19 protein-coding genes, 1 tRNA gene and 1 riboswitch are annotated in these 18,658 nt (G+C 37.5%); of the genes, 6 read left to right on the top strand and 14 right to left on the bottom strand.

What is annotated here, in order from left to right; translation table 11 throughout:
- From PAN07_RS01830 to PAN07_RS01815, 4 genes are all read right to left on the bottom strand, one after another.
- Nucleotides 1–1,275: a DUF2130 domain-containing protein gene (locus PAN07_RS01830; RefSeq protein WP_269796828.1), complete on the bottom strand. Its 1,275-nt coding sequence runs from the start codon at nucleotides 1,273–1,275 to the stop codon at nucleotides 1–3.
- 78 nt (nucleotides 1,276–1,353) lie between these two features.
- Nucleotides 1,354–2,151, bottom strand: coding sequence for a formate/nitrite transporter family protein (locus tag PAN07_RS01825; RefSeq protein WP_269796827.1), 798 nt, complete (start codon nucleotides 2,149–2,151; stop codon nucleotides 1,354–1,356).
- 115 nt (nucleotides 2,152–2,266) lie between these two features.
- Entirely contained in the window at nucleotides 2,267–2,683 is a 417-nt protein-coding gene (locus PAN07_RS01820) for a hypothetical protein (protein WP_269796826.1), read from the bottom strand.
- Nucleotides 2,684–2,803: 120 nt separating this feature from the next.
- Nucleotides 2,804–3,313 carry a QueT transporter family protein gene (locus tag PAN07_RS01815; RefSeq protein WP_269796825.1) on the bottom strand — a complete coding sequence of 170 codons (510 nt, stop codon included), beginning with the start codon at nucleotides 3,311–3,313 and terminating at the stop codon, nucleotides 2,804–2,806.
- A riboswitch (PreQ1 riboswitch) is annotated at nucleotides 3,311–3,408 on the bottom strand. Its footprint overlaps the gene before it by 3 nt.
- A gap of 28 nt (nucleotides 3,409–3,436) precedes the next feature.
- Between PAN07_RS01815 and PAN07_RS01810 the strand changes: the two genes are divergently transcribed.
- The 3 genes from PAN07_RS01810 (at nucleotide 3,437) to PAN07_RS01800 (ending at nucleotide 4,510) form a co-directional block, all read left to right on the top strand.
- A complete protein-coding gene (locus tag PAN07_RS01810) occupies nucleotides 3,437–3,871 on the top strand; it encodes a GtrA family protein (protein WP_006148438.1) in 435 nt (144 codons plus the stop codon).
- Nucleotides 3,872–3,952: 81 nt separating this feature from the next.
- Nucleotides 3,953–4,330, top strand: coding sequence for a large conductance mechanosensitive channel protein MscL (gene mscL / locus PAN07_RS01805; protein ID WP_269796824.1), 378 nt, complete (start codon nucleotides 3,953–3,955; stop codon nucleotides 4,328–4,330).
- Nucleotides 4,331–4,438: 108 nt separating this feature from the next.
- A tRNA-Arg gene (locus PAN07_RS01800) sits at nucleotides 4,439–4,510 on the top strand.
- A 63-nt stretch (nucleotides 4,511–4,573) separates the two neighbouring features.
- On the opposite strand, the gene PAN07_RS01795 is transcribed toward PAN07_RS01800, so the two are convergent.
- Nucleotides 4,574–6,475: an ABC-F family ATP-binding cassette domain-containing protein gene (locus PAN07_RS01795; RefSeq protein WP_269796823.1), complete on the bottom strand. Its 1,902-nt coding sequence runs from the start codon at nucleotides 6,473–6,475 to the stop codon at nucleotides 4,574–4,576.
- Nucleotides 6,476–6,627: 152 nt separating this feature from the next.
- Between PAN07_RS01795 and PAN07_RS01790 the strand changes: the two genes are divergently transcribed.
- A complete protein-coding gene (locus tag PAN07_RS01790; RefSeq protein ID WP_269796822.1) occupies nucleotides 6,628–8,346 on the top strand; it encodes a phospho-sugar mutase in 1,719 nt (572 codons plus the stop codon).
- Between the two features lie 110 nt (nucleotides 8,347–8,456).
- On the top strand, nucleotides 8,457–8,804 hold the full coding sequence (locus PAN07_RS01785; protein WP_269796821.1) for a thioredoxin: 348 nt from the start codon (nucleotides 8,457–8,459) through the stop codon (nucleotides 8,802–8,804).
- A 38-nt stretch (nucleotides 8,805–8,842) separates the two neighbouring features.
- Here the strand turns inward: PAN07_RS01785 and PAN07_RS01780 are convergent, their stop codons facing one another.
- The 4 genes from PAN07_RS01780 to mutY form a co-directional block, all read right to left on the bottom strand.
- On the bottom strand, nucleotides 8,843–9,652 hold the full coding sequence (locus PAN07_RS01780) for an MBL fold metallo-hydrolase (RefSeq protein ID WP_269796820.1): 810 nt from the start codon (nucleotides 9,650–9,652) through the stop codon (nucleotides 8,843–8,845).
- A 1-nt stretch (nucleotide 9,653) separates the two neighbouring features.
- Nucleotides 9,654–11,003: a cell wall metabolism sensor histidine kinase VicK gene (gene vicK / locus PAN07_RS01775; RefSeq protein WP_269796819.1), complete on the bottom strand. Its 1,350-nt coding sequence runs from the start codon at nucleotides 11,001–11,003 to the stop codon at nucleotides 9,654–9,656.
- Complete coding sequence (yycF, locus tag PAN07_RS01770; protein WP_269796818.1) at nucleotides 10,996–11,700, bottom strand: response regulator YycF; 705 nt, start codon at nucleotides 11,698–11,700, stop codon at nucleotides 10,996–10,998. Before yycF ends, vicK begins: the two co-directional genes overlap by 8 nt.
- Nucleotides 11,701–11,764: 64 nt before the next feature.
- Nucleotides 11,765–12,928, bottom strand: a complete 1,164-nt coding sequence (mutY, locus tag PAN07_RS01765; RefSeq protein ID WP_269796817.1) for an A/G-specific adenine glycosylase — start codon at nucleotides 12,926–12,928, stop codon at nucleotides 11,765–11,767.
- A 112-nt stretch (nucleotides 12,929–13,040) separates the two neighbouring features.
- Here mutY and PAN07_RS01760 point away from each other — a divergent pair, with 112 nt between their 5' ends.
- On the top strand, nucleotides 13,041–15,317 hold the full coding sequence (locus tag PAN07_RS01760) for a Xaa-Pro dipeptidyl-peptidase (protein ID WP_269796816.1): 2,277 nt from the start codon (nucleotides 13,041–13,043) through the stop codon (nucleotides 15,315–15,317).
- 78 nt (nucleotides 15,318–15,395) lie between these two features.
- Here the strand turns inward: PAN07_RS01760 and PAN07_RS01755 are convergent, their stop codons facing one another.
- From PAN07_RS01755 to PAN07_RS01735, 5 genes are all read right to left on the bottom strand, one after another.
- Nucleotides 15,396–15,563 (bottom strand): hypothetical protein, encoded by a 168-nt coding sequence (locus PAN07_RS01755; protein WP_269796815.1) that lies wholly within the window; start codon nucleotides 15,561–15,563, stop codon nucleotides 15,396–15,398.
- 9 nt (nucleotides 15,564–15,572) lie between these two features.
- A complete protein-coding gene (obgE, locus tag PAN07_RS01750; RefSeq protein WP_269796814.1) occupies nucleotides 15,573–16,883 on the bottom strand; it encodes a GTPase ObgE in 1,311 nt (436 codons plus the stop codon).
- A 73-nt stretch (nucleotides 16,884–16,956) separates the two neighbouring features.
- Nucleotides 16,957–17,091, bottom strand: coding sequence for a DUF4044 domain-containing protein (locus PAN07_RS01745; protein ID WP_075567478.1), 135 nt, complete (start codon nucleotides 17,089–17,091; stop codon nucleotides 16,957–16,959).
- Nucleotides 17,092–17,124: 33 nt separating this feature from the next.
- Nucleotides 17,125–17,316: a PspC domain-containing protein gene (locus PAN07_RS01740; RefSeq protein ID WP_075567477.1), complete on the bottom strand. Its 192-nt coding sequence runs from the start codon at nucleotides 17,314–17,316 to the stop codon at nucleotides 17,125–17,127.
- A 21-nt stretch (nucleotides 17,317–17,337) separates the two neighbouring features.
- Nucleotides 17,338–18,654: a glycosyltransferase family 4 protein gene (locus PAN07_RS01735; RefSeq protein WP_269796813.1), complete on the bottom strand. Its 1,317-nt coding sequence runs from the start codon at nucleotides 18,652–18,654 to the stop codon at nucleotides 17,338–17,340.
- Between the last annotated feature and the right edge of the window lie 4 nt (nucleotides 18,655–18,658).

Genomic DNA, 18,658 nt, shown 5'->3' with positions numbered 1-18,658 from the left:
TCACTCCCCTTTAAGCGCTTCAAACTTAGCTTTCATAGTTGGATTTTTTCGAGTCAATTTTTTAACGGAAACATCGTCCAACTTATTGTTTGCGAGGCGGAGTTGGTTTTCTGATGTGGTTAGGAATTTCTTGACTTCTTCCATGCGTTTGATGGCCTTGTCAATTTCGTCAATAGCCTTGCTGAAGTTGACTGAAGCTGAATTGTAGTTTTTAGCAAAGGCAAGCTTAAAGGCATCCAAATCTTCTTCAAAATGAGTAATATCAATGTTTTGCTCACGGATAAGTGCCAATTCCTGCTTGTATTTTAGGGAATTAAGGGCAGCATTTCGTAAGAGTCCAATCAACTGAATAAAGAATTGAGGACGAATGACATACATCTTCTCATATTCATGGCTGACATCGACAATCCCAGTATTGAAGTAATCATTGTCAGCCTCAAGCATACTTACCAAAACTGCATACTCACAGTTCTTCTCACGACGATCCTTGTCCAACTCTTTGTAGAAATCGGCATTCTTATGCTTCTTCTCCGTTCCATCAGCTTCATTTTTCATCTCAAACATGATGGAGATGAATTCTAGCCCATTTTCATCAAAATCACGGAAGATAAAGTCCCCTTTAGAACCACGAGCTGAGACTTTATTGTCCTTTTCAAAGTAAGCATTTGGAAAGGCAAAGCTACGAACCTTGTTAAATTCACTCTCCGCATACTGCTCCAGACTTTCACCAATAGCCTTTGTAGATTGTTGGGCTTTGAAATTCTTATAGAACTCAACCTGCTCATTAGCTGCCTTAAGCTGGGCTTCATAGTTTTGCTTAACTGAAGTCAGAGAAAGCTCGTTTTCTTTTTCTTGTAAAAGGAGCTGATTTTTAACCTGGTCGCGTTCTTTTTCAAGATCAGAAAGAGTTTTTTGTAATTGATTCTCATGCTCTAAACGTAAGGTAGCCAGCTGATTCTCAAGTGCTTGAACTTCTTTTTCCTTCTCCAGTAGACTTTGACTAGCACTTTGCTCTACTTCCTTTTTGGCCAATTCTTTTTCGGTATCAAAGTTGTTAATTTGACTTTGTAGTTGGGCAATTTCTTGGTCCTTTTCCGCCAGTTTGGTCTGTTGCTCATTCAAGGATTTTTGCTCAGCTAAAGCCAACTCTTGCTTCATACGATCATGCAATTCTCTATCAAATTCTACCGTTCTCACCTGTGACAATAGCTCAGCATATTGACTTTCATTGACTGTAAATACTTCCCCACAATTAGGGCATTTAATTTCATTCATGATATTCCTCTATATCCTTTTGCTATATTCATTATAGCATGGATAAACAAAAAGAAAAAGTTGGAATCAATCCAACTTTTAATCGACGTATGTATCTTCGTCTTTGTTGAGGTAGGCATAAGGTAGACCGATTAAGAGACCACCACCAATAAGGTTACCGATAAAGGTAACACCCCAGTGACGAAGAATATTAGGAATATCAAAGTGAGCAAGCTGATCAGAAATCATACTAAATTTTGCAATGGCAAATGAAGAGAAGTTTGCAGCAAGGTGTTCATTTGATAAAAAGACAAACATATAAACTGCTGAAATTACCAAAAAGAGTTTTGTCGTACTATCTTTAACTAGAACAAAAGACATAATGGCAATATTAACAAAGAAATTAGCCAAAATTGCTTCGAGCAAGACTAAATCACTTGGTCGAGCCAGTTTCTTTTGGACTGTTGCGGCTAAGAAACCATCCGTTGTTAGATGAGAAAAGGCTGATGTATTAGCAAATGCCCATCCGATAAGGATTGCTCCGATAAGGTTGAAGAATGTACAGTAGAACAAAATAGCCAAGGCTTTTTTCAAATCAATCTTTTTTAAGAAAACACCAGCTGTTAGATACATCATATTTGAAGTTACCAGCTCAGCATTCAAGAAAACAATATAAGCCAGTCCCCAAGCGAAAATAAAGGGGAAAAGGAACTTACCACTGTTTGGTACGATAGAACTCGATAAATCTGCTGCAATAGCTCCAGCTGCAGTCGTTACGGTTAAAAATGCTCCAGCAAACATGGAACGGATAGCATACTTGAATTTATTTTTATTGAATAAACCCTCTTTTTTATGACAGTTATACTCTATTTTGGCAATGAACTCTGATGAAACCATAATAACTCCTAATTTTTTTCTTTGTGAATATTATAACATAAATAACAAAAATGTGATAGCTTCTTTTTTACCATAAAACACTAAAACTTTGGTAAAGATTTCAAAAAATCAATTCTTAATATATTTGATTTAGTTTAATATGGCACTTCTTGGCCACATTGGCAAGATTTTTCACTAACTCCTCGTTTCTTTTGCTTTTTCCAAAATGAAAAGTAAAAGATTTTCCATCTTTCCTTGTAAAGTACAGATGATACCTGTCCCCATTCATTCTTCTCCCTCGAACGTAATCAATATCAATCTGTCTAATTTCAGCTAGAGGAACAATCCTTTTTCTAAAAAGAATAATCGTGTGAATGTATAATCTTCCCTTTGCAATATGAAAAGGATCCAACATACTCCCACCACTTTTTAAAGATGTCTTAACTCTTTGGAAAAAAAGATAGAAATAAAATAGTGCTAAAAAAATTAACAAAAATCTAATGACCTGATTTTTCCAAAGGACTTCAAAAACTGAAATACGATAACCATACATATTAAAATAATCCCTTTTTTCTTTATTATACCACTTTTGTTGAGAGCCTGGGTCTATAGAAAAATAAGAAAAAGACTGAACAGAGTTCAGACCTTTTCATGAATATTTGATGTGATACCTTTATCTAGTCAAATCAATTCGTTGACCAATTTTTCCAATGATAATAGCTCCGATGATTAAGGAAGCAAATTCTCCGATACCTGTAGTGAACCATGTCAAGAAAAATGGAGCTTCAGCAACAAGATACAATTCAGCCGCAATTGTTACCATAGATATTGAGAATAGAATTGAAAAGAAGAAATGATCTTTTCGAATCAATCCATTAAATAGATAGTCTTTGCTGTATTTGCTAAACAAGATGACTCCAAGACTTAGGAATACTAAAGTCGATCCACCTCCAACAGCAACATCGATAACTCCAAAACTAAAGAAATTAGCAATCATACATCCAATAGTAACACCGATGATATACTTAGGATTGTAAAAAGCTAGGAAATTCATCATTTCAGAGATACGGAACTGATAAGCACCAAAGCTAATAGCATTAAGCGGTGGCGTAATTGTTAAAACCACATAGATAGCAGCGACAATGGCAATATCTGCCATATCACGAACAGTAAGTTTTTTCATGTTTTCTCCTTTAGCGGCCCTGCCGCGTGTAATATGCTTGGTGAAAGAAGCTAAGCACCAAGGGTTGAACAAGTCAACTTTACGAGTATAGCACATTTATCAGCTTTATGCTATACTAATCATATGAAAACATATATAAAAAAATTCTTTGATAACGAGATTTTATCCTATCTATTTTTCGGAGTTGCGACTACCGTAGTATCGATATTTGTCCGCATCGTCATCTTTTATCTAACACAGCAAGAGCTAGTTGCGACTGCTCTAGGGAATATTGCTGGGATTCTATTTGCCTTTTTTACAAATGACACATTTGTATTTAAGCAAGAAAGAAAAAACTGGTTTAATAGATTAATTAAATTCACCTCTGCAAGACTTATCACCTTTTTATTAGATCTTCTACTAACTTTTATTTTTGTGACAAGCTTCCCACAAATTATTGGTTACTTTGTTGGAAATGATATTAATACAATTAATACAGTTGAAATCTTCATTGCACAAGTTACGATGGTTGTTCTCAACTACGTTTTTAGTAAGCTTTTTGTATTTAAGAAGAAATAATCACTTTTCTTGCAATTAATATAAATTTACGATATAATGTAGTCTGTAAAAATTTGATTAAATTTCGAAAGGAAAAAGAAAATGTTAAAAGATCTTAAAGCATTTTTGCTCCGCGGTAATGTCGTAGACCTTGCTGTCGGTGTGATCATCGCTACTGCATTTGGTGCTATCGTAACTTCATTCGTTAACGATATCATCACTCCACTTCTATTAAACCCAGCTTTGAAAGCTGCGAACGTTGATCGTATCGCTGAACTTTCATGGAATGGTGTTGCTTACGGAAGTTTCTTGAGTGCTGTTATTAACTTCGTAGTTATTGGTACTGTTCTTTTCTTTGTTGTTAAAGGAATTGAAAAAGCTCAAAGCCTTGGTAAGAAAGAAGAAGCTGAAGAAGCTCCAGCAGGTCCAACTGAATTGGAAGTTCTTCAAGAAATCAAAGCACTTCTTGAAAAAAAATAAACATTTAAAAGGATTTAGATCTTGTCTAAATCCTTTTTTATTGTTATATTTCATCTTTTAGATGACTCTTGAGTTACACCATATTTTTTGATATAATGAGGGAAGTTTCCACCCTTAGTGTAATGGATATCACGTAAGATTCCGGTTCTTGAGATGGGGGTTCGATTCCCTCAGGGTGGATTATAGATAGAATATTATTAATAATTAAAAAAGCAGTGTATTATCACTGCTTTTTTTTTATATCTACACCTGCTCCGATAATTCTTCCCACTCCAGCATAGCTTCTTCTTGACGTTGACTAATCTTATCAAGTTCTGCTTGTAATTGCATGAGTTCATTGGCATCATTGCTAGTTAGCATTTGCTCAGAGATAGCTTGGGCTTGAGTTTCAAGTTCTTCAATTTCTGTCTCAAGATTTTCAACTTGTTTCATTAACTTCCGAAGCTCTTTTTGAGTCTCCTTCTGAGCTTGATAATCATTAAGGGAAGAACTTTCCTTCTCTTGATTGATAGCCCCTAATTGCACCTCTTGAGTAGCTGCTAGCTCTGCTTTCTTTTGGATATAGTAATCATAATCTCCAAGGTATAGGGTTGAGCCATTTTCGGACAATTCTAGAACATGAGTAGCTACTCGATTGATAAAGTAACGGTCATGGCTGACAAATAGAAGAGTCCCATCAAAGTCAATCAGTGCATTTTCTAAAACTTCCTTACTATCTATATCCAAGTGGTTTGTCGGCTCGTCCAATATCAAAAAGTTATTATTTTCCATAGAGAGTTTAGCCAGCAATAAGCGAGCTTTCTCTCCACCTGAAAGCATACCGACTGATTTCTTAACATCGTCCCCTGAGAAAAGGAAGGCACCGAGGCGATTACGGATTTCCACTTCTGGTGTTAATTTAAAATCATTCCAGAGTTCGTCTAGTACACTATTACTTGGTGTTAGTTTGCTTTGAGTTTGATCATAGTAACCAACCTCAACATTGGCACCAAAACGCTTCTCTCCTTTGATAAATGGAATCTGATCCACAATAGACTTAATAAAGGTTGTCTTCCCAATACCATTCGGACCTACAATTGCCATGGCATTCAACTTACGAAGATCGAGATTGATTGGCTCAGATAGTATTTCCCCATCATAACCTATAGCAGCATTTTCAACCGTCAAAACGACATTTCCTGAAACTTTATCAGAGCGAAATGTCATATTAGCTGATTTCTTAGCAGATTCAGGCTTGTCCAAACGCTCTATTTTCTCCAGTTGTTTACGTCGTGATTGTGCACGCTTAGTTGTCGATGCTCGAACGAGATTGCGATTGACAAAGTCCTCTAAGGCAGCAATTTCCTTTTGCTGCTTCTCGTAGTTTTTCGCCTCTGTCGCGAGCTTTTGCTCCTTTTGTTCTACGAAACTTGAGTAATTGCCAACATATCTATCTAAAGCATGTCTAGTCAAATCCAAAGTTATAGTCGCAACCTTGTCAAGGAAATAACGGTCATGGCTGACGATAATTAAAGCACCACTGTAATTTACCAAATAGTTTTCTAACCAAGCAATGGTTTCAATATCAAGGTGGTTAGTTGGCTCATCTAAAACTAAGAGATTTGGTTTTTCTAGGAGCATTTTTGCTAGTGCCAGACGTGTATTTTGACCACCTGATAATTCCTCAATTTTCATCTGCCACATAGATTCATCGAACTTGAAACCATTTAAGATAGCACGAATGTCCGCTTCATAAGTAAAGCCCCCAGCCTGACGGAAACTCTCAGACAAGCGGTCATAATTAGACATCAAATTTTCTAAATCTGCACCTGTCTTTTCACCCATCTCTAGTTCCATTTGTCGAAGATGTTTTTCGGTACTACGTAAATCATCAAAGACATGTAACATTTCGTCATAGATAGTATTTTTTGATTCAAAGCGACTATCTTGTGCTAAGTAGGATAGAGAAATGTCTTTTTTCTTATTTATTTCTCCACTAGTCGGTTCTTCTTCTCCAACCAATATTTTTAATAATGTAGACTTTCCTGCTCCATTTTTTCCAACGAGAGCGATACGATCTCTTTCATCTACTTGGAGATTGATATTATCAAATAAAACTTCTCCTGCAAATGAGCGTTCAATTTTATTAGCTTGTAAAATAATCATACAGTTAGTATAGCATGTTTCTCCTAGCCGTTCAAGACTTGAAATTAAGCTATATTTCATAACTTTTCAGAAACTCATGCTATCGTTTTACTATCACTTTAAATCATGATATAATGAGAACGATTAATACATTAGAAATAAGGAGTTGTACTATGACTTATCAAGAAAACTTCCAAAAATGGGCTGATTTTGCTGACCTCCCAGATTACCTTCGTCGTGATTTGGAAAGCATGGATGAAAAAACTAAAGAAGATGCCTTCTACACAAATCTTGAATTCGGTACTGCTGGTATGCGCGGATTGATTGGTGCCGGTACCAACCGTATTAACATCTATGTAGTACGTCAAGCAACTGAAGGTTTGGCTCGTTTGATTGAGTCAAAAGGTGGAAACGAAAAAGAACGTGGTGTAGCCATCGCTTATGATAGCCGTCACTTCTCTCCAGAATTTGCCTTTGAGTCTGCTGCAGTTCTTGCTAAACACGGCATTAAGTCGTATGTTTTTGTAAGTCTCCGTCCAACTCCAGAGCTTTCATTTGCCGTTCGTTACCTCAACTGCTTTGCGGGTATCATGATTACTGCTAGCCACAACCCAGCTCCGTTTAACGGATACAAGGTTTACGGTGAAGATGGTGGTCAAATGCCTCCACACGACGCGGACGCTTTGACAACCTACATCCGTGCCATCGACAATCCATTCGCTGTAGAAGTTGCGGATATTGAAGCTGAAAAAGCATCTGGTTTGATTGAAGTCATCGGTGAAGCTATTGATGCTGAATACCTCAAAGAAGTCAAAGATGTTAACATCAACCCTGCCTTAATTGAAGAATTTGGTAAAGACATGAAGATTGTCTACACTCCTCTTCATGGTACTGGTGAAATGTTGGCTCGTCGTGCTCTTGCTCAAGCAGGATTTGACTCTGTACAAGTCGTGGAAGCTCAAGCAACGCCAGACCCAGACTTCTCAACTGTAAAATCACCAAACCCAGAAAGCCAAGCAGCCTTTGCACTTGCTGAAGAACTTGGTCGCCAAGTAGGCGCTGATGTTCTTGTTGCAACTGACCCTGACGCTGACCGTGTTGGTGTTGAAGTTCTTCAAAAAGACGGTAGCTACCTTAACCTTTCAGGGAACCAAATCGGTGCCATCATGGCTAAGTATATCTTGGAAGCTCATAAAAACGCTGGAACTCTTCCTGAAAATGCGGCCCTCTGCAAATCGATTGTTTCAACTGACTTGGTAACGAAGATTGCTGAAAGCTACGGCGCAACCATGTTCAACGTCTTAACCGGTTTCAAATTCATCGCTGAAAAAATCCAAGAATTCGAGGAAAAACACAATCACACTTACATGATGGGATTTGAAGAGAGTTTTGGTTACTTGATCAAACCATTCGTACGTGATAAAGATGCTATCCAAGCTGTTCTTGTCGTTGCTGAACTTGCTGCCTACTACCGTTCACGCGGTTTGACACTTGCTGACGGTATCGAAGAAATCTACAAAGAATACGGCTACTACGCAGAAAAGACAATCTCTGTTACCCTTTCAGGTGTCGATGGTGCTGAACAAATCAAAGAGATTATGACTAAATTCCGCAACAATGCTCCAAAGGAATGGAACGCAACAGAAATCACAGTCGTAGAAGACTTTAAAGCACAAACATCCACTGCCGCTGATGGTACTGTAACAGCCTTAACGACTCCTCCAAGTGATGTCTTGAAATACACACTTGCTGATGGTTCATGGATTGCAGTTCGTCCTTCCGGTACTGAACCAAAAATCAAGTTCTACATCGCAGTTGTTGGTGAAAGTAATGAAGATGCGCAAGCAAAAATTGCTAATATCGAAGCTGAAATTAATGTCTTTGTAAAATAAGCAAGATAAAAGATGAGATAAAGCTATCTCATCTTTTTTTCGTATCAAATCTAAGCATTTTTAAAGACTTTATGGCATACTAGTTTTATCAAATTAAATGAGGTATTCTTATGGAACAATTCTTAGAAAATATTAAAGATCTTGAAGTGACAACAGTTGCGCGTGCACAAGAAGCCATCGACAAAAAAGAAACAGCGACTTTCTTTATTGGACGCAAGACTTGTCCTTATTGCCGTAAGTTCGCTGCTAAATTAGCAGCTGTCGTAGCTGAAACAAAAGCTCATATCTACTTCATTAATAGTGAAGAACCAAGTCAACTTGATGCTTTGCAAGCCTTCCGTTCTACCTATGTTATTCCAACAGTACCTGGATTTGTTCATGTTGCAAATGGTCAAATCAAGGTTCGTTGTGATTCATCTATGACAGAAGAAGAAATTAAAGAATTTGCTGGATTATAATAATCAAAATTATAAAAGGAAGGTTTAAACCTTCCTTTTTATATGTCCGTTAAAGGTGTTGCAGTATCTGGTGAAGTGTCATAAACTTGAAAGTCTACTCCTACTCCTAAATCTGCCTGAGCCAACTGATTGACCATCGTCATATGAGCTAGTTCTTTAATATTATTCTCTTTAGACAAATGTCCTAGGTAAATCTTCTTAGTACGATTACCAAGTGTACGAATCATTGCATCAGCACCATCTTCATTTGAGAGGTGGCCTAGATCAGATAGGATTCGTTGTTTGAGTCGCCATGCGTAAGAACCCGCTCGAAGTATTTCTACATCATGGTTTGACTCAATTAGGTAGCCATCGGCATTTTCGATTATACCTGCCATACGGTCACTGACATATCCTGTATCCGTCAGCATGACAAAACTCTTATCATCCTTCATAAAGCGATAAAACTGTGGAGCAACAGCATCATGGCTAACACCAAAACTTTCAATGTCAATATCACCAAAGGTCTTAGTTTTTCCCATCTCAAAAATATGTTTTTGTGATGAATCCACTTTTCCTAGGTACTTACTATTTTCCATAGCTTGCCAAGTTTTTTCATTAGCATAAAGATCCATTCCATACTTACGAGCCAGAACACCGATGCCATGGATATGATCTGCATGTTCGTGAGTTATCAGAATGGCATCCAAATCTTCAGGCTTCCGATTAATTTCACCTAAAAGACTCGTAATCTTTTTTCCAGATAAACCTGCATCTACTAAAATTTTTTTCTTGGGGGTTTCTAGATAAAAGGAATTTCCACTAGAACCCGATGCTAAAATACTGTATTTAAATCCTTTTTCATTCATTCTAGTCTTCTACTTCATCCTCCCAAATCTCGTCTTTTACAGCATCCTTATCATATGGAAGCACGATAGTAAAGGTTGAACCCTTACCATACTCACTTTTGGCCCAGATAAATCCGTTATGTTGCTTAATGATTTCCTTAGCAATGGCTAATCCTAAACCAGTCCCACCTTGTGCGCGACTTCTAGCTCGATCCACACGATAGAAACGATCAAAGATTTTTGGTAAATCTTGTTTTGGAATTCCCAATCCTTGATCGGAAATAGATAGAATCATTTGATCGTCAGTTGTTTTCATAGAAACAGTGATTTTCCCACCATCTGGTGAATATTTGATAGCATTGTTTAAAATATTATCTATCACCTGGGTCATTTTATCTGTATCTATCTCAATCCATACGGAGGTAATTGGATAATCTCTGATTAATTCATACTTCAGATTCTCATCCTGACTTTTGATTTTATCAAAACGATTAAGGATAAAAGTAATGAATGCAGTAAAATTAATTAATTCTACATCTAAGTTGCTAGTAGCATTATCAATACGTGATAGATGCAGGAGATCTGTTACCATTCGCATCATTCGATTGGTTTCGTCCAATGATACTTTTATAAAATCAGGCGCAACTGGTTCTGACAAAGCACCTTCATCCAAGGCCTCTAGATAAGATTTTACACTGGTCAAAGGAGTTCGCAGTTCATGGCTAACATTCGATACAAAGAGCCTTCGCTCTCGTTCTTCCTTCTCTTGTTCGGTTGTATCATGTAATACAGCAACAAGACCTGAAATAAAGCCAGATTCTCTGCGAACAAGAGCAAAACGGACTCGAATACTTATGTATTCACCATTCACATCCTGAGAGTCTATCATCAATTCCGGACTTTGAGTAATTAAGTCCCTCAACTCATACTCATCATCAATCTTAAGCAATTCTAGAATATTCTGATTCAGAGCCTCGTCTCTCTCAATACCAAGTTGTCTTTTAGCCATATCATTAATCATAATAATCTGACCACGACGATTGGTTGCAAGGACTCCATCCGTCATGTAGGAGAGAATACTATTCAATCTTTTAGTCTCTTGCTCAAGATTTTCTTGTGTTAGGCGGATAACTTCAGATAAGTCATTGAGATTATTTGTAATATTAGTTATCTCTGAACTTCCTTGCATATCCAAAACTTGAGAATAATCTCCCGCAATCAAATCTTTGACTTTTTGATTCAGTTGTTTGAGACGGATATTATCTCTGCGGTTTTCTAATAAAAGAAAGGTAACAAGCATGATAAATCCGATTAAAATGAGTCCAAAGACGAAATCTCTAGTTAATATTGTTTGTCTAATTATTTCAATCATTATTTCTCATGTAATATCCAACACCACGACGAGTTAGAATGTAATCTGGTCTACTTGGTGTATCTTCGATTTTTTCACGCAAACGTCTAATGGTCACATCAACAGTACGAACATCGCCAAAATAGTCATAGCCCCAAACAGTCTCAAGCAGATGTTCACGAGTGATGACCTGTCCAATATGCGTCGCTAAGTGATACAATAGCTCAAATTCACGGTGTGTTAAATCTAATTCTTCTCCGTATTTCTTTGCTACATAAGCATCTGGAAGAATTTCTAAGTCACCGATTTGAATACTTTGCAATTTTGCTTCTGTTTCTTGGCTATCTGATGCTAATAGCTCAGATCGGCGAAGCAAAGCTTTAACACGGGCCTGTAATTCACGGTTCGAAAACGGCTTGGTCACATAGTCATCAGCTCCAAGCTCTAGTCCAATAACCTTATCAAACTCGCTGTCTTTTGCTGAAAGCATGATAATTGGCACACTACTCGTTTTACGAATTGTTTTGGCAACTTCAAGTCCATCAATCTCAGGTAACATTAAGTCTAAAATAATAATATCTGGTTTTTCAGCTTCAAATAATTCAATAGCTTCACGACCATTAAAGGCAGTTACTACCTCGTAACCTTCTTTAGTCATATTAAACTTAATAATGTCCGAGATTGGTTTTTCATCATCTACAATCAATATTTTTTTCATTTTGTTCACCTTTTCCTTATCTCATTATACCAAAAAATCAGAAAGAAGACACGATACACTAATGTTAATGGTCTCTTTTTAAATACTCTTGCCAAATCTTTTGTTGGGGTTTAGCAATGGGATAATGTACAAACTCTTCTGGACTTAGCCAAAGAACTTCTCTATCAGAATAATCTTCAGACTTTTCTACCTTTCCTGTTAGAATTTGAATATGCCATTTACGATGACTGAAAACATGCTTAACCTCTTCAAATCTGTAGTCATCCCAATCAACAACAAGATTATAATCTTGTTCAAAACTTGCTTTAGGAGATGGTCCAAGCTGTGTGATTGGTTCCGATACCTGACTAAAAAGATTAAATTCATCTTCCTCTTTTGAAAATTCATCAACTTCTATCAATGGAAAATGCCAAAAACCAGCTAATAGCTTTTCGCTTTCGTTCTTTTCCAATAAGAATTGCCCTTTTTCATTTGATACCACTAATGCATTTAGATATATTGGAATTGGTTTTTTCTTTGGCGCTTTAATAGGATAGCGGTCCATAGTCCCGTGCTGATAAGCTGCGCTAAATTCCTTAATTGGGCTATCTTGAGGTCTAGGATTGACAGGCGCTTCAATATCAGAACCTAAATCCATCAAAGCCTGGTTAAAATCACCTGGTCGATCTGGATCAATTAAGATTTCCATCATAGCTTGAAAAATTTTTCGATTGCTGGGATTTCCTATATCGTGATTTACTTCAAATAAGCGAGCCAAAACACGCATGACATTCCCATCAACCGCAGGCTGGGGAAGATTAAAAGCAATACTAGAAATGGCACCAGCCGTATAGGGGCCAATACCTTTTAAGGATGAAATCCCCTCATAAGTTGAAGGAAATTCTCCACCAAATTCATTCATAATCTGTTGAGCAGCTGCTTGCATATTACGAACACGCGAATAATATCCAAGACCTTCCCATGCCTTTAATAAGCGTTCTTCAGGTGCATTTGCCAAACTCTCTACAGTCGGAAACCATTCTAAAAAACGTTCGTAATATGGAATAACCGTATCAACCCTTGTCTGTTGTAACATAATTTCAGATACCCAAATATGGTATGGATTTTTACTTCTTCTCCAAGGTAAATCACGCTTATTTTCATTATACCAGGCTAAAAGTTTTTGACGGAAAGAGAGAATTTTCTCCTCTTCCCACATGGTCACGCCGTATTTCTCCAAATCTAACATATATCTAGTATAGCATAACCTTAAGGGATACTCAAAAGCTAGTTAACCAAGCTATCTATTCATTGGGTTTTTTGATATAATATTTTTAACCTCATTCTCAAAGGAGATTATTATGCGCTATAATCAATTTAGCTACTTTCCTGTCTCAAAGGAAGATGCTTTAAAAGAATTAACTGAACTTGGTTTTAGTCTTGATCTTGCTAGTTCTGAAAAAGACCAGTTTGAGTCATTTGTTAGAACTTGTTTTTTTAATTACAAAAATACGGATTATCCACTTTCAACTTTGGCAGTGGATAAGAAAACAGACCTACTCACTTTCTTTAACTCCGATCTAGAGTTGACTACTGAAATCTTCTACACTGTAGTTTTTCAATTACTTGGATTTAGCTATCTATCAGACTTCGAAGATGCTCTTGCTTTCCATAAAGAAACAGCTTTTCCTATCGTCTATGGAGACCTGATTGATAATCTTTATCAGCTTCTTAATACCCGTACCAAAAAAGGGAATACTCTCATCGATCAATTGGTTAGTGATGGATTTATTCCTGAAGACAATCATTACCACTACTTCAATGGCAAGAGTTTGGCAACCTTTTCTACAAACAATGTCATTCGTGAGGTTCTTTATGTAGAAAGCCGTATTGATTCAGATAAGGATGGCTTACCTGACCTGGTCAAGGTTAATATTATCCGTCCAACTTTCTCAGGAAGAATCCCTGCAGTCATGACAGCTAGTCCTTATCATCAAGGAACTAATGACAAAGCAAGTGATAAGGCCCTCTACAAAATGGAGGAGGAATTAGCAGTTAAAGAACCTCGCAAGATTAGCTTGGAGGAGCCTACATTGGATTTAGTTGATCCTGTCGGCCAAGCTCAACTTGTCACTGAAGCGGAAGAAAAACTTACTCATATCAATAGCAGTTATACTTTAAATGACTACCTCCTTCCTAGAGGATTTGCTAATATTTATGTATCAGGACTTGGCACCAAGGATTCTCAGGGAATCATGCCTAATGGTGATTACCGACAAATCGAAGCCTATAAAAATGTCATTGATTGGCTCAATGGGCGCTGTCGTGCTTTTACTGACCATAGTCGTGAGCGCCAAGTAAAGGCTGATTGGTCAAATGGTAAAGTTGCTACTACAGGTCTATCATACCTCGGTACAATGTCCAACGGTCTTGCGACTACTGCAGTTGATGGCTTAGAAGTCATTATTGCTGAAGCAGGAATTTCTTCTTGGTACAACTACTATCGTGAGAATGGACTTGTCACAAGTCCTGGAGGTTATCCAGGTGAGGACCTGGACTCACTCGATGAACTGACCTACTCACGTAATCTCTTAGCTGGTGACTATATTCGTGGAAACGATGCTCATAAAGCTTCCATAGAAGAACTTAAGAAAAATCTAGACCGCAAAACTGGTGATTACAATCAATTCTGGCATGAACGCAACTATCTGCTCAATGCCCACAAGGTTAAGGCTGAAGTTGTCTTCACACATGGATCCCAAGACTGGAATGTGAAACCACTCCATGTTTATCAAATGTTCCAAGCGCTTCCAAATAACATTAACAAGCACCTCTTTTATCATAATGGTGCTCACGTATATATTAACAACTGGCAGTCTATAGACTTCCGTGAATCAATGAACGCCCTTTTGACACAAAGATTATTAGGACAAGAAACAGCATATCAATTACCTACAGTGATTTGGCAAGATAATACTGCTGAGCAAACCTGGTTGGCTCTTAAAGATTTTGGAAATCAAGTTGAACATAAAACTTTCTCTTTAGGTACTGAAGAAGCTGTCATTCAAAACCGTTATCAGGATTCTGATTTTGAACGTTTTGGTAAAAGCTATCCAACCTTTAATAATGAACTCTATCAAGGTAAGGTCAATCAAATTACTATCGACCTACCTATAACTGAAAATATCCATCTTAATGGACGTGTTAAACTTAATCTACGACTTAAGTCAAGTATCAATAAAGGTCTTCTCTCTGCTCAACTCCTTGAACTGGGGGAAAAGAAATACCTCCAGCCTTATCCAGGAATCCTATCAGTGCGTACCCTTGATAATGGTCGATATCATATGTTAGATAATCTCTTTGAATTACCATATAGTCAAAGTACTCAACGAGTAATCACTAAAGGATATCTCAATCTTCAAAATCGCGATGGTTTATTGGATATTAAGGAAGTTACACCAAATGAATGGATGGAATTCCAACTTGAACTTCAACCAACAATCTATAAACTTCAACAAGGTGATACTCTACGGCTAGTTCTATATACAACAGACTTTGAAATTACGGTTCGTGATAATTCTGACTATCAACTCACTGTCAATTTATCACAATCTTCAATGGAAGTACCAGTACAGTAAAACTCTAGTATTGGTCTATAAGCTGACTACCTAATGAATATATGAAAACCCGTGATTTTTATATCACGGGTTTCTTTATTATTCTGATTTACTACTTTCGTTTTGTTTCTTCATTCTCGCAATTCTCAATGCACGATTAGGATTGAGGCGATTAAATAGTTCTTCTAATTTTTTTTCATTCCAGACGTCTGCTGCAGAAACAAAATTTCCGTCAGCATCACGGAAAGATATAGGTTTATCTCCCATAATTTTCTCCTAGTCCACAAATTCAAACTCAAACTTACCGATTCTAACCAGATCACCATCTTTAGCACCACGAGTACGGAGAGCCTCATCAACTCCCATTCCACGTAACTGACGTGCAAACTTCATAACAGATTCATCGCGGTCAAAATTGGTCATATTAAAGAGTTTCATAAGTTTGTCACCAGAAAGTACCCAAGTAGCATCGTCATCTCGACTGATTTCAAAAGCTTTTTCTTCCTCATCAAATCCATAGTATACTTCTTCTTCCATCTCTGACTCATCATAAAGAGGGAATTCTGGAGTCTTGTCAAGAAGTTCTGCTGTTGCATCCAATAAAGGTGCTAAACCTTGCTTAGTTAGACCTGAAATTGGGAAGATTGGTGGTAATTCTTCGAATTCATCATAATTAGCAGCTAATTTTTTCTTGAATTCTTCGAGATTTTCTTTGCTTTCTGGCATATCCATTTTATTTGCAACAATGATTTGAGGACGCTCCATCAAACGAAGATTATACGATTCAAGTTCCTTATTGATAGCAAGATAATCCTCATAAGGATCACGTTCCTCACTAGCCGACATATCAATGATATGTAAGATAACGCGAGTACGCTCGATATGACGCAAGAACTGGGTTCCCAAGCCAACACCTTGACTTGCTCCCTCAATCAAACCAGGAAGGTCAGCTACTGCGAATGAATCCCCTGATTGAGTACGAACCATTCCAAGGTTTGGTACGATTGTTGTAAAGTGGTAGGCACCGATTTTAGGTTTTGCAGATGTGATGACACTTAGCAAAGTTGATTTTCCAACAGAAGGGAAGCCAACTAAACCAACGTCAGCTAGTATTTTTAGTTCTAGCTGTAATTCACGTTCCTGACCTGGTTCCCCGTTTTCAGAGATTTCAGGAGCAGGATTTTTAGGTGTTGCAAAACGAATATTTCCTCGACCGCCACGACCACCGTGGGCAACGACAAACTCTTGACCATTCTCAATCAAATCTGTGATAACTTTTCCAGTTTCCGCATCACGAACAGTTGTTCCTTGAGGCACACGGACAATCAAGTCTTCAGCTCCTCTACCGTGCATTCCTTTAGTCATCCCTTTTTCTCCAGATTGGGCTTTAAAGTGACGATTATAACGGAAATCCATTAGGGTACGTAAGCCTTCATCTACTACAAAAACAACGTTACCACCACGACCACCGTCTCCTCCCCATGGTCCTCCATTAGGGACATATTTTTCACGACGAAAGGCAACCATTCCATCGCCACCATTACCAGCCTTGACCTTTATCTTAGCTGTATCTAAAAACATACTCATATTCTTCTCTCGCTTCAAAAAGGGCTGGGATAACCCAGGCACTAACTATAGTTTATAAATCCTAATATAGCTTTTAGAATCTGCTCAAGACACCTAATGCTGTCGCAAAGATTCCTGCTAAAGTAACAAACAACATGATCATAACAATAAAAAGTGTTAATTTTTCAAAAAAAGTTTTTTTACGTTGACCGTTATCTCCAAATGCCATCTTATTCTCCTTCTTTAAATAAATTTCAATTTCCTAAAAATCTTCTGAAACTGGAGCTACTGCCCATAAAATTAAGTAGGCTAAAACCCCTGCTCCATAACAGAAAGCTAATACTCCCCAAATAACACGTACAAGTGTTGGATCAATATTAAAATATTGAGCTGCACCAGCACAAACTCCACCAATTTTTTGGTCTCTACCACTTCTCATAAACTGCTTCTTCATTTTGTATCATCCTTTAATTATTTATTCTTTCAAAAAGTCCCTAAAATTGTTCAATTGTTTTTTAGAAGCTTTTAACATACGCTTCGAACCTTTAACTGGCATCGTAACAGCCTGTTGCGGAATATAGAAGACTGTCTTTAAAATACGTTTTGTAACAGGTTCGTCAGCTCCTGTTTCTTTGGCAAAATTATTTGAAATAATGACGTCTAGATAAAATTCATGGACTCTTCTACCAAAATTCTCAGCAGAAATTTCATATAATTTTTCAGCCAAGTGTTTTTCATCCATTGACGGTGTAGCAAGTAAGGCTTCGAGAATCGCTCCTGCCAAGTCCCTTTCCTCATAATAAAGGGTTCCGAACATTTTATCATTGATGAGATTATCCAAATAAGGATTTCCATGGGCAATAACAGGTGTCTTACTAGCTAAACTTTCCAGATAAGTCAATCCCTGAGTTTCACTTGTAGAAGCCGATATGAAGAAATCAGCTGCCTTATAATAGAGTGCCGTCTCATTTGGCGGTATCATACCTGTAAAGATAACAGAATCTTGAATTTTTAAATCTTCTGCTTGCTCCTTAAGGTTGTCTAAATAAGGTCCATCTCCAGCTACAACCAGTTTAACATTTGGTTCTTCTTTTAAAACATCTGGTAAAGCTGCAAGAACTGCTTGAATATTCTTCTCGTAAGAAACTCGAGAAAGACTTAGAAGCATCTTTTCGTCTTGTTGGATCCCTAGTTTATCCCGTAAGTCACTAATGTGTTCAGGACCAATCTCAGGGCGTTCAAATTTGGCAAGTTCAATACCAGTAGGAATGACACGCTTTTCAACTTTTACCTTATAGTCAGATAAAAGGTCGCGCACAATTTCACTCGGGCAAATAACCCCATCAACGTCATGAAGAAATCCTCTCACAAGATACTTGACCATACCTGGACGAATCAACATCCCCTTAGCAATATAATGAACATAGTCCTCGTACTGGGTATGATATGTATGAATGACTGGGATTTTCAGTTCACGAGCAATCCAAATTCCCAATAAACCAAGAGAAAACTCTGTCTGGGTATGAATTATATCGAGTTTGTATTGCTTAGCAATTTCAAGAGCTTTGGTAAATCCACGGTAAGCGAAACGACGGTCTTTAAAGGCAAAGAAAGGAACACTAGGAATACGGATAATTTGCCAGTCTTCATAACGATTAACGTCCTTATCAGTTGTCGTGAAGATAAAGACTGCATGCCCTTGCTTTTCGAGCTCTGTTTTTAAGGTTCGAATACTAGTTGCAACACCCGAAACCTGTGGGAAATAAGTATCTGTAAATAATCCAATTCGCATATAC

The organism is Streptococcus sp. SM5, assembly GCF_027497975.1.
The sequence above is the reverse complement of the archived record's forward strand: the minus strand, read 5'-3'. Positions and strand labels throughout refer to the sequence as shown.